The 11,983-nt window shown below is 60.0% G+C and carries 11 protein-coding genes; 5 read left to right on the top strand and 6 right to left on the bottom strand.

Annotation, left to right across the window (positions count from 1 at the left end; genetic code table 11):
* The first annotated feature begins 190 nt into the window (after positions 1–190).
* The 3 genes from L6D82_RS20420 to L6D82_RS20410 all read left to right on the top strand — a co-directional run bounded on the left by L6D82_RS20420 (position 191) and on the right by L6D82_RS20410 (position 2,531).
* Positions 191–646: a VOC family protein gene (locus L6D82_RS20420; protein WP_085747571.1), complete on the top strand. Its 456-nt coding sequence runs from the start codon at positions 191–193 to the stop codon at positions 644–646.
* Between the two features lie 80 nt (positions 647–726).
* The gene (locus L6D82_RS20415; RefSeq protein ID WP_102686635.1) at positions 727–2,271 is read left to right on the top strand and encodes a methyltransferase regulatory domain-containing protein; all 1,545 of its coding nucleotides are present in this window, start codon (positions 727–729) and stop codon (positions 2,269–2,271) included.
* Positions 2,208–2,531: a GGDEF domain-containing protein gene (locus tag L6D82_RS20410; protein ID WP_102686636.1), complete on the top strand. Its 324-nt coding sequence runs from the start codon at positions 2,208–2,210 to the stop codon at positions 2,529–2,531. Before L6D82_RS20415 ends, L6D82_RS20410 begins: the two co-directional genes overlap by 64 nt.
* Here L6D82_RS20410 and L6D82_RS20405 read toward each other — a convergent pair.
* Positions 2,510–3,634, bottom strand: a complete 1,125-nt coding sequence (locus L6D82_RS20405) for an alkene reductase (protein WP_236191331.1) — start codon at positions 3,632–3,634, stop codon at positions 2,510–2,512. The genes L6D82_RS20410 and L6D82_RS20405 overlap by 22 nt on opposite strands.
* 117 nt (positions 3,635–3,751) lie before the next feature.
* On the bottom strand, positions 3,752–4,429 hold the full coding sequence (locus tag L6D82_RS20400; protein ID WP_221533526.1) for a type 1 glutamine amidotransferase domain-containing protein: 678 nt from the start codon (positions 4,427–4,429) through the stop codon (positions 3,752–3,754).
* A 209-nt stretch (positions 4,430–4,638) separates the two neighbouring features.
* On the opposite strand from L6D82_RS20400, the gene L6D82_RS20395 reads away from it, so the two are divergent.
* A complete protein-coding gene (locus L6D82_RS20395) occupies positions 4,639–5,223 on the top strand; it encodes a TetR/AcrR family transcriptional regulator (protein WP_134023107.1) in 585 nt (194 codons plus the stop codon).
* Between the two features lie 145 nt (positions 5,224–5,368).
* The gene (locus L6D82_RS20390) at positions 5,369–7,495 is read left to right on the top strand and encodes a TonB-dependent siderophore receptor (RefSeq protein ID WP_236191330.1); all 2,127 of its coding nucleotides are present in this window, start codon (positions 5,369–5,371) and stop codon (positions 7,493–7,495) included.
* 53 nt (positions 7,496–7,548) lie between these two features.
* On the opposite strand, the gene L6D82_RS20385 is transcribed toward L6D82_RS20390, so the two are convergent.
* The 4 genes from L6D82_RS20385 to L6D82_RS20370 form a co-directional block, all read right to left on the bottom strand.
* Positions 7,549–8,505 (bottom strand): 2-hydroxyacid dehydrogenase, encoded by a 957-nt coding sequence (locus tag L6D82_RS20385; RefSeq protein WP_236191327.1) that lies wholly within the window; start codon positions 8,503–8,505, stop codon positions 7,549–7,551.
* Between the two features lie 32 nt (positions 8,506–8,537).
* On the bottom strand, positions 8,538–9,302 hold the full coding sequence (locus L6D82_RS20380) for an SDR family oxidoreductase (protein WP_236191324.1): 765 nt from the start codon (positions 9,300–9,302) through the stop codon (positions 8,538–8,540).
* 39 nt (positions 9,303–9,341) lie between these two features.
* Entirely contained in the window at positions 9,342–10,034 is a 693-nt protein-coding gene (locus L6D82_RS20375) for a fumarylacetoacetate hydrolase family protein (protein ID WP_236191322.1), read from the bottom strand.
* Between the two features lie 99 nt (positions 10,035–10,133).
* Positions 10,134–11,483: an MFS transporter gene (locus tag L6D82_RS20370; RefSeq protein WP_102717362.1), complete on the bottom strand. Its 1,350-nt coding sequence runs from the start codon at positions 11,481–11,483 to the stop codon at positions 10,134–10,136.
* Between the last annotated feature and the right edge of the window lie 500 nt (positions 11,484–11,983).

Raw genomic sequence — 11,983 nt, 5'->3', positions numbered from 1 at the left:
AGTGAAACGATGCATCGCCGATGGTAGTGTGGGGTTTCCCCATGTGAGAGTAGGTCATCGTCAAGATTAAATTCCGAAACCCCAATTGCGAAAGCAGTTGGGGTTTTGTTTTGCCCGCAGGAAAGTTTTTGCTCACGTTTGAGCACGCGTTGTTGGTTACCATGTGCGTCCGTTCGGCAGGAGGCAGGCAATGCAACTCAAGTTCAGTCACGTCGATGTACTCGTCAATAACCTCGAAGAAGCCTGCGCGTACTACGCGCAAATATTAAAGGCGAGAACCTCCAGGACGCTGGTGTGGGAGCGGGGCGGCCTGCATGTGCGTTATGCGATTGCGTTGATCGGGCAGGAGCGTTTCATGCTGGTTCAGCCATTGGCCGGTAATCTGCGGGAGCTCCTGGATAGCGCAGGCGAGGGCATGATCTACCGTCACTGCTATTCGACTCCCGATATCGAAAAAGCCTACGACGAGCTTGTCGCTGAAGGCGTACAGCCCGAAGATGAAAACGGTAAACCGTTGGTCCGCGAACATCTCCAATCACCGGCAGGGGCACGCATCATCTGGTTGCCCAAGCGCTTCGGCCACTTCTCGATCGAAATCCTCGAGGAAGAGACGCTAGAGGCATTTATCGAAGACGCGTTTGCCTGATAGCTTCTCCTCTTGTGATACGCCATCACTACCCCGTATAAGAGCGACTTTCATTTCCGATATCAGAGTAGGGTGCACGCATGAGCAATGCCTGGAACGAGGGATATTTCACGGACGAAGGCTACACCTACGGGTATAGCCGGGAAATCAATCCGGTTTTCCAGCGTTATTGTCTGCTGCTGCGCGGTTTCGCCACGCTGGAGAGCACCGACGGTTATCACTGTGAGCTGGGCTTTGGTCAGGGCGTTTCGATCAACATCCATGCCGCGGGCAATCCAGGCTCCTATGTCGGTACCGACTTCCACCCGGGTCAGGCGTCCCATGCCATCGCTCTGGCCAGAGACTGGGGCAGCGATGCGCGACTGTATGACGACAGCTTCGAGCAGTTGCTGGCCCGCCATGACTTGCCCCAGTTCGACAGCATCAGCCTGCATGGCATCTGGACCTGGGTCAGCCGCGATAACCATAAGCTGATCGTGGAATTCGTCCGCCGTCATCTCAAGCCAGGTGGTCTGCTCTACGTCAGCTACAACTGCTTCCCGGGCTGGTCGCCTCAGGCACCGTTGCGCCAACTGTTCAGTCTGCACGACCGTTTCGCCAGCCAGCCGTCTGCGCGCCCTGATCAACGTATCGACGCTGCGCTGCAATTTTCCGAAGCGCTGCTGGCTGCAAATCCTAAATATGCCAACTCCGCACCGGGGCTGGACGCCAAGCTCCAGAGCATCAAGGGTCAGGATCGCCAGTACGTCGCCCATGAGTATTTCAACCGCGACTGGAACTGCATGTATTTCACCGACGTGGTGGATGCCCTGGCACCCGCCAAGCTCGATTACGCCACGACAGCCGTGCCGCTGGACTCCGTCGACCCGCTCAACCTGAGCGCCGAAGGCATGGACTTTCTGGAAGGTATCGAGCATCCCGTCATGCGTGAGCAGGCGCGTGACTACTTTGTGAACCAGAGTTTCCGCCGGGATCTTTATGTGCGTGGCGCCAACAAGCTGTCCGCCTCCGAGCACCGTGAGCGGATGCTCAGCACGCGCTTCGTCCTGTTGCAGGCAGCCGACAGCGTGCCGGCCAACGTCACCGGTCCGGCGGGCGCAGCGACGCTGCAGGCAGAGATCTATGGCCCGGTACTCGCAGCCCTGGCGGATGACGCCTATGTGCCGAAGACCTTGCGGCATTTGCTGGATCTCGTGCCCTCGTTGGCCTATGGCGACGTCGAGCAGGCCCTCAACGTGCTGATCGGCATGAGCGTTGTAGCGCCCTGTCAGAGCGAGGCGGCTGAAAAGCTGGTGCAGGCCCGTTGCAACACCCTCAACCTGCAGCTGTGCAAGCGTTCGTTGTACGGCAACAGGATTCAGACCCTGGCGAGTCCGGTGACCGGTGGTGGCGTGACGGTCAGCCGCTTCCAGCAGTTGTTCCTGATCTCGATCAAGCAAGGCAAAAAGCACCCGGCTGAATGGGCGCAACTGGCGTGGGGCATCATCGGCGGCCAGGGCGAAGGTCTTCTGAAGGACGGCAGGGCCCTGACCACCGCTGAAGAAAACCTTGCCGAACTGACCTGGCAGGCTCAAGCGTTTGCCGAGAATACGCTGGTGATTCTCAAGGCTTTGAAAATCGTCTAGTCGAGACGAGGGACGGCGCAGCGGTCGTGGCGCAAATAATCCTGAAACGCTTGGCGCAAGAGCCTATCGCTCACCGGACCAGTCCATTCGGCCGAGTGAGTGTGAGCATCGGCATTGCGGCCGCCACAGGGTCGCAACTGGACACGGTACAAGGCCTGATCGCTGCGGCAGATCAGGCGCTGTATCAAGCCAAAGGGGCGGGCCGCAATCAGCTCGCCAAAAGTGTCGCCAGCGAAAGCTACTCTCCGTACACCGGGTAATCCACATAGCCTTCGGCATGGCCGCCATACACCGTGGCCGGGTTCAGCGAATTCAGCGGCCAGCCATTGGCGATCCGCGCGGGCAGGTCCGGGTTAGCCATGAACGGGCGACCGAAAGCCACGAGGTCCGCCAATCCGGATTCAAGCAACCGCGCACCGCTTTCGGCGTTGTAGCGGCCCGCGTAGATGATCGCGCCGCTGAAGGTGTCGCGTACCGCTCGACGGAAGGTTTCCGGCATCACTGGCGCGTCGTCCCAGTCGGCTTCGGCGATGGACAGGTAGGCGATGCCGACGTCTTGCAGCACCTTGATCGCTTCGATATAGGTGGTGTGCGGGTCTTCCTCGACCATACCCAGATAAGTCCGCTCTTCATCGGTGGTGGTGAACAGCGGGGCAAAGCGCACGCCGACCTTTTCTTTGCCGATGCATTCGGCGACGCCGCCCACCACTTCACGCAGAAAGCGCAAACGGTTATGCAGCGAACCGCCGTATTGATCGGTGCGCAGATTGCTGTGGGCGGAGATGAACTGGTTCACCAGATAACCATTGGCACAATGCAGTTCGATACCGTCGAAACCGGCGTCCATGGCATTGCGCGCCGCCTGGATGTACAGCTGAACCAGTTCCTGGACTTCATCGGTGGTCAGCGCTCGAGGCGCGGACGGCGGAACCAGAGCGCCCACACCGGGCGCGGTTTCGATGAACACACTGACCCGGTCGGTGGCGATGGCGGAGGCCGACACCGGTGCGTCGCCATTGGGTTGCAGGGCAGTATGGGATACGCGACCGACATGCCATAGCTGCGCGAAAATCACGCCGTCACTGGCGTGGACAGCCTCGGTGACCTTGCGCCAACCGGCAATTTGCTCAGGTGTATGAATGCCCGGGGTCCAGGCGTAACCCTGGCCACGGGGTTCGATCTGAGTGCCTTCAGTCACCAGCAAGCCCGCACCGGCCCGCTGCTGGTAATACTCGGCCATCAATTCATTGGCGACATTGCCCGGTTGGGTGCTGCGCTGGCGGGTGAGGGGCGGCAGGACTATGCGGTTTTTCAGGATGTGGCGGCCCAGGGTGACGGGTGTAAAGAAGATGCTGTGGTTCATGGAAATACCTTTTCATGGCCTTATTAGACCAGTCGACTATTCAAGTGGCGAAAAAAGAACACCGTGCAACGCACACACGGTGTCCGGATCAGTTGTTCGAGGATGTAGCGGAAAGCTTCAGCCCAGCAGCTTCAGCAGTTTTTCGGCGACAGCTGCCGAGCTGGCAGGATTCTGGCCGGTGACCAGTTTTCCATCCGTCACGACATGAACTTGCCAATCCGCAACTTTGGAATAGCGACCGCCAAGACGCTGAAACTCGTCTTCGATCAGGAAAGGTACGACATCCGTCAAACCGACGGCCGCCTCTTCGGAATTGGTGAAACCGGTCACTTCGCGATGCTGGATCAGCGGTTTACCGTCTGCGTCGACGACATGACGCAGCACCCCCGGCGCATGGCAGACGAAGCCATGGGGCTTGTTGCTGCGCGCGAAGGCTTCGATCAGGGCAATCGAATGCTTGTCTTCGGCCAGGTCCCAGAGCGGGCCATGGCCACCTGGATAAAACACCGCATCGAAATCTTCGGCGCGTACGTCGGCCAGGCGGCCGGTGCTCGCGAGTGCCTGCTGGGCCGCAGGGTCCTGGCGGAAGCGATCGGTTTCAGCCGTCTGAGCGTCGGGCTCGTCGCTCTTCGGATCCAGCGGTGGCTGACCGCCAGCGGGCGAAACCAGGGTGACGTCGGCACCGGCGTCCTTGAAGGCGTAGTAGGGGGCGGCGAACTCTTCGAGCCAGAAGCCGGTTTTCTTGCCGGTGTTGCCGAGTTGATCGTGGGAAGTCAAAACCATCAAGATTTTCATAGAGCACCCTGGGTTGGTCTGGCGGCGGTCATGAGCAAGGGATTCGCACAGGATCGGCACCGGGAAAAGGTTTGTCGGGGCGCAGCATAGTTTCCAATTAGACCAGTCGTCTAGTAATTTTTTCTTCGAGGGTTTTTCATGGACAGGTGTGGCAAACTCGCGTTCCTTTGAGATAAACGACTGGTCTATTGCCTGGTAATTCGTGCCCCATGAAACCGACCTACGACGACACCCGCCAACATTTGCTCGACACCGGCCACCGGATGATGGCCGAGAAAGGCTTCACCAGTGTCGGCCTGAACGAGATCCTGCAGACCGCCGGCGTGCCCAAGGGCTCGTTCTATCACTACTTCAAATCCAAGGAACTGTACGGTCAGGCCTTGCTCGAGGATTACTTCGTCGACTATCTGGCGGACATGGAGCGACGCCTGACGCTGCCCGGCCTGAGCGCCTATGAACGGCTGATGGATTATTGGCAAGGCTGGCAGGATCGCTGCACCCTGGAAGGCCATGGCGACGAATGCCTGGTGGTGAAACTCAGCGCCGAGGTGGCTGACCTTTCCGAAACCATGCGCCTGACCTTGCGTGATGGTGCAGAGCGAGTGGTGGCGCGCATCAGCGAGTGCATCGAACAGGGCCAGGTCGAAAAAAGCTTGCCTGAGGGCGATGCTCGGCAACTGGCTGAAACCCTGTATCAACTGTGGCTGGGGGCCAGTTTGCTGAACAAACTGCAACGCACAGGACAGTCGTTGAGTACGTCAATGGCGACCACGAAACGCCTGTTGAGCGTGTGAGCAGGAAATAGACGCAAGAGGTGAGAGTCAGCTGCACAAACGAATGGGAATGCCTATCAATTGCGCGGCGAGTGGTATACCATCCGCCGCGTTTTTGCTGGCAGTTATCCCCTTCGTTCTGGCCTATCCGTAAGGTTTTCTCCTCATGCGTCGAACTCTGCTGTCCATCTGTGTGTTGCAAACGTTGTCTCCCTTTGCTTGGGCCGAGCCATCCGATTCAACGGTGTCAGCGCTGGAGCTGGAGGCAACCGATGTGGTCGGTACCGCGGATTACGAAAGAGCGGACGGCCCGGTACACGGATATCGCGCGACCCGTTCGGCCAGCGCCACCCGAACCGATACCTCGATCCATGAAACCCCGCAGTCGATCAGTGTCGTCACTAAAGACGCGGTCGAAGACATCGGTGCTACCCGGCTGCAGGACGCACTGGATTACGCGGGCGGCGTAGGGCGAGCCAACAATTTCGGCGGCCAGGGACTGACCACGTTCACCGTGCGCGGATTTACCACCGGCGAGTTCTACCGTAATGGTTTCCCGATCAACCGCGGTTATCCGAACATGCCGGATGCCAACACCATCGAGCGTCTGGAAGTCTTGCGCGGGCCGGCGACCATGCTCTACGGCCGTGGCGATCCGGGTGGCACCTTCAATGTCGTTTCCAAACAACCGTTGCCCGAGCGCACGGTCACACTCGGCAGCCAGTTGAATGACCAAGGCATGCGCCGCGGTACCCTGGATGCTTCCGGTCCGCTCGATGAAGAGGGGCGTCTGGCCTATCGCCTGAACGTGGTGGGCGAGGGCGGCGATACCTTCCGCGATCACGTCGAAACCGAACGCTACGGCGTGACCCCCGTGCTGACCTGGCAAGCCAGCGATGACACCCGAGTGATCTTCGAGGGTGACTTCATGCGCAACAATCATCCGCTGAACCGGGGCGCGACGCGTTATCCCCGGCAGATCGGCACTGCCTCCCGTGACACCTTCTTCGGTGAACCGGACGCTGGCAAATTGCACAACGACAACAACATGGCGCAATTGCGCTTCGAGCATGTGCTCAATGAGGACTGGACGCTCGGCGGTGGCTTCCAGTGGCTCGACGGTACCTTGCAGGGCAATGCCATTGAAGCCAACGGCATTGCCGCCGACGGCCGGACCCTGGGACGAAATTTCAACTACCGCAAGCTGGAGTGGACCGACAAGGACACTCAGCTCAACCTGACCGGTCACTTCTCCACGGGCGGCCTGCAGCACACATTGCTCACCGGTATCGAATACGAGGACTACGACTACCAGTCGATCATCCAGCGCTCCAGCGGCGCGGTAAGTGCCTATCCGATCGATATCTTCAATCCGGTGTATGGGCAGCCCCGTCCGGCACTGACGCGCACTCCGACCCACGACAAGGAAAATCTCAAGACCTACGCCGCGTTCGTACAGGACCAGGTAGCGCTTACCGATCGGTTGAAAGTGCTGGCCGGCGCACGTTTCGAACGCTTCGAACACGACTACGAAACCTACGTGCCCGGCGGCAAGAACTGGCAGGCCAGTGACAATGCCGTCACGCCCCGCGTCGGTGTGACCTACGACCTGACCGACACCCTCGCGGTCTACGCGGACACCGCGCGTTCTTTCAAGCCCAATACCGGCGCGAGCCGACAGGGCGGGGGCTTTGAACCGGAGAAAGGCAAGTCCTGGGAGATGGGCGTCAAATGGGAAGCGCTGGATCATCAGTTGAGCGTTGACGCGGCGATCTATCAGATTGAAAAGCGCAATGTCCTGACCACTGACCCGGTGGACTCGACTTTCAGCGTGGCTGCCGGGGAAGTGCGCAGCCGGGGATTTGACCTCAATGTCGCCGGCAACCTGACACCCGAGTGGCGTGTCATCGGGGGTTACGCCTACGTCGATGCCGAGGTGACCGAGGACAACGTGATCCGCTCCGGCACGCGACTGATGAACATCCCGAAAAACAGCTTCAGCCTGCTCAACGTCTATGAGTTCCAGGACGGTGCCCTCAGTGGTCTGGGTCTGGGAACAGGCCTCAAATATGTCGATGAGCGCGCGGGTCAGACGGCGAACACCGCTTTTTCGATGGGGAGCTACACCGTTGTCGACCTGCTCAGCTACTACAAGGTCAATGACAAGGTACGCCTCAACCTCGACCTGAAGAACCTGTTTGACCGGGACTACGACGAGGGTGCATTCGGTAACGTCTACGCCTATCCGGGGGCGCCGAGAACGGTGCAGGTCGGTATCTCGTACACGTTGTAGTCCGGGTCCGGAATCCATCATCGGGGGGCAGTGGCCCCCGATGACTTTGAGGCTCAGCCGGTTACACACCCTTGCGGAGTCTTTCCGGCAAAACTGTCCACCAGGCTCGCCACAACCATCTCGCCCATGCGGGTGCGGGTCTGCAGGGTCGCGCTGGCGCGGTGCGGTTGCAGCACCACCTGTTCCTGGGCAAACAAGGCTTCAGGAACGTTGGGCTCATCGACGAAAACATCCAGCGCCGCACCCGCGATCTCACCGGCCGTCAGGGCCGCCACCAGATCGGTTTCGTTGACCAGTTTTCCCCGGGCGACGTTGATCAGGTAGCCGCCCTTGCCCAGGGCCTGCAGCACGGAGGCATCGATGATGGCTTCGGCCTTGTCGGCGGCCGCCGCGAGAATCAGCGCATCACTGTCGCGGGCCAATTGCTTGAGGTCGGCGATGAAGGTGTGGCTGATATCGCTCATCGGTTGCAGGTCGGTGTAACTGATCGGACAGCCAAACGCGGCAGCGCGAGTGGCGACCGCTCGGCCGACCCGGCCCATGCCCACGATGCCGATCCGCATGCCGGACACCTGACGTGCCAGCGGCAGCGGTGCAAGCGGCGTCGGGCTCTGCGGCCAGTGGCCCGAGCGCACGTAACGGTCACTGGTACACAACCCACGGCACACGGCGATCAGCAAGCCGATGGCCAGGTCGGCCACGTCTTCGGTCAGAGCCCCGATGGTCGCCGTCACGCGGATCCCGCGATCCCGGGCGTAGGCCAGGTCGACCGCATCGGTGCCGACACCGTTGACCGCCACCACTTCCAGTTTGGGCAGTTGCGCCATCAACGCCTGACTGATGCCCGTGTGGCCACCGGTGATCACGCCGCGAATGTTGGCGCCGTGTTCCTGCAAATACGCCGCTTTGTCGGCCTGCTCGAAATAACGCCTGATCGTGAACAGTTCGCCGAGACGGGCATTGATTTGCGGAATCAGGATCGGGCTCAGCTGCAAGACTTCTGGCTTCATGTAAACCTCACTTACGCAATAAAAAAGCCGGCTCAACCGCGGCCGGCAAACGGCATGGCAGTGGCCATGACGGTCATGTTCAGGACGTTGGCCGACAGGGGCAGACCGGCGATGTAGCGCACGGCGTCGGCGACATACTTGACGTCGACCATCGGCTCAACGGCGATGCTGCCGTTGGCCTGACGCACGCCTTTGGTCATGCGCACCGACATTTCGGTCAAGGCATTGCCGATATCGATCTGGCTGCAGGCGATATTGAATTCCCGACCATCCAGCGCCAGTGATTTGGTCAGCCCCAGCACCGCGTGTTTGCTGGCGGTGTACGCGCTACTGAAAGGACGCGGGGTGTGAGCCGAAATCGAACCGTTGTTGATGATGCGTCCGCCCTGTGGCTGCTGCCGGCGCATGAGCCCGAACGCGCCACGGGCGCAGAGAAAAACCCCGTTGAGGTTGGTGTCGATCACGTTTCGCCACTGCTCGAACGTCAGCTCATCCAGCGGCACGGCGGGGGCATTGACCCCGGCGTTGTTGAAGACCACGTCCAGGCGTCCATAGACTTCGGCAATGGTTGCAAACAGCTGATCGACACTGGCCGGGTCGCGTACATCAGTGGGCACCGCCAGCGCTTCGTTTCCTTCGCTGGCCGCCAGATCGACCAACGCGTGCAAGGGTTCGGGCCGGCGCCCGGCCAGCACCAGGGTGTATCCGTCGGCCAGCAGGCCCAGTGCCACCGAACGGCCGATCCCGCTGCCGGCGCCGGTCACCAGGGCCACTTTCAAGGATTGAGTGTCAGACATCTTGTTGTTCTCCTTTTTTCCAATCACTTAAGGACAGACTCAAGGCCGTGGGCCGACGCGCATTTCGAGTTGGCCGATGCCGTCGATCCCGGCACTGATGACGTCGCCGGGTTGCAGGATATCGACGCCGGCGGGGCTGCCGGTCATGATCAGGTCACCGGCCTTGAGTGTTACGGATTGCGAGATGCGGCTGATGACTTCACTCACCGACCAGATCTGGCTGTCGAGACGATCGCGCTGGCGTTCTTCACCGTTCACGCTCAACCATAATTCCCCTTCGAGCCGACCGGTCCGAGTGACCGGCACAATGGCGGTCATCGGTGCGGCGCCGTCAAACACCTTGGCACCTTCCCATGGCAAGCCGTCGCGCTTGGCCAGTCGCTGTACGTCACGGCGGGTCAGGTCCAGTCCGGCGGCGTACCCCCAGACATAGGCCAGCGCCTGGCTTTCGGGGATCTGCGCGCCGCCTTCGCCGATGGCCACGACCAGCTCGATTTCATGGGCAAACTCTTCGGTCATTGACGGGAAGATCACTTCGCCGGCAGCGTCGACGACACTGCTGGCCGGTTTCATGAAGAACACCGGTGGCTGACGCGGTTGGCCCAGCGTGTCCGGCCACGGGTAGTTTCGGCCGACGCAAAAGACGCGTCCGACGGGAAAGCGTTGCTCGCTGTCGACAATCGGCAAGGTCACTGGCAGATCCGGGGTAAAGACGTATTCGGTCATGTTCATCCTGCTGGAAGTCCTGTGTGAGAGTGCAGCGTACGGCGGCAATCGCTGGCGAAGTTGGACGAAAGCCGCCTCCAATTGGAGAAACCGGTTGTTCTGGCTTCAGCGCGTTTTCAACTCGATGCGGTACAGGCGACCGAGCAGCAATGAGTAGGAGAGAGTGCCGATCAGCGCCACGGCGCCTATGAACCAGAACGCCCAGGCGAACGAGCCGGTGGCGTGGACGATGGCGCCGATCACGATCGGGGTCACAATGCCGCCGATGTTGGCGGCCAGGCTGGTGATCCCGCCGGTCAGCCCGATCAGTTCCTTGGGCGCCACCTCCGACACCGCCGCCCACGAGGACGACGCGATGCCCTGCGCGAAGAAGGCAATGGTCAGCACGGCGATGCAGATGACGTTTGAGTCGGTGAAGTTCACCAGCACGATCGACATGCCCAGCATCGACCCGACTACCAGCGGCAATTTCCGGGCGAAAGACATTGAATAACCGCGACGGATCAACAGGTCGGAGACGATGCCGGCGAGCAGGATGCCGACCGTTGCGCCCACGAAGGGCATCACGGCAAAGATCCCGGCCTTGATCGTGGTCAGATGGCGTTCTTCAATCAGATAGGTCGGGAACCAGGTGAGGAAGAAGTACAGCGCCGAGGTGCTGGCGAACTTGCCGATACAAATGGCCCAGACCTGGCGATAGCTGAACAGCTCGGCGATCTGCCGCCAGTTGAAACGGGTGCGTTCCTGGCTGCTCTTGACCAGTCCGCCACCGGCCTCGATGTATTTCAACTCTTCTTTGCTGACCTTCTTGCAGTTCAGCGGATCGCGATACAGATACAGCCACAGCACACCGAAGACGATGCCGAGCGCGCCGGTGCTGTAGAACACATGGCGCCAGTCAAAGGTTGTGGCCAGCCACAGCAGGGCACCGGTAAACAGTGCCGTGCCCAGGTACTGCCCGCAGACGTAAATGCTGCTGGCCAGTCCCCGTTCCCGCGCCGGAAACCATACGGTTACCGCACGGCTGTTGGCCGGAAACGCCGGCGCTTCCATCGCCCCGACGGCCAGACGCAAGCCGAACAGCGAAGCGAAACCCGTGGCGAAGCCTTGAAACACCGTGACGGTCGACCAACTGATCAGTGAAACCCCGTAGGTGAAGCGTGAGCCGAAGCGGTCGGCGATAAATCCGGCCGGCACGAGAGCGAGTGCGTAGGTCCAGGCAAAGGCAGAGAAAATCAGCCCCATTTCGATCTTGTCCAGACCCAGGTCCTTGGCCATGAACGGGGCGGCGATCGAGATGTTCACCCGGTCGATGTAATTGATGATCGTCGCAATCAGCAGCAGCGAGAGCATGAACCAGCGTCGCCGCGTCGGCAGTCGCCGGGAAGAGGCGGCGTCTCTGTCGCCGGCAATCAGCGGGGGGGCGGTGGTCGGGGAGGTGTGCGAATTCGACATGAGTGGACCTCGTTATTGTTAGAAGTGTCGAGTTGTTTGCGGACAGCCGACGTCGTTGCCCGCTGTTCGGGGGCAAGGCAATCGAAGTTGAAACCAATGGCAAAAACGGCCAGGGTCAGACGTTCAGGGACGTCTTCCGGCTGGCATCGTCGGTAAAGGGTGGGGAGGGGCGGCGGGGAGCAATAGCGGATTCATGACGTGCGCACCTTTTTTGTTTTTGAATGAGGTTGGGCTGCATGAGAAATACAGTGGTCGTACAACCTCTTGAAATCAATCAAGGTGTTAGATCATTTTTTCCGGAGAAGGGCGCGTCGGATAAACCTGTCCAAAAAAAGTCCACACAGTAAATTTTCCATATGCTCTCTGCTTTGTTTTCTATCCGACTGTTTTTAAAAGGAAAAAATACTGAATTTGCGGTCGCGTTTTTTGGACAGTGATCATTGGCAGTGGCGGTGTAGAAAAAACACTGAGTCTAGCGTCGTCGTATGACTGCTTGAAGG

Origin of the sequence: Pseudomonas paraglycinae (genome assembly GCF_021601625.1) — a bacterium.
Lineage (GTDB): Bacteria > Pseudomonadota > Gammaproteobacteria > Pseudomonadales > Pseudomonadaceae > Aquipseudomonas > Aquipseudomonas paraglycinae.
Note: the sequence above shows the minus strand (reverse complement) of the source record. Positions and strands in the feature narration are given on the sequence as shown.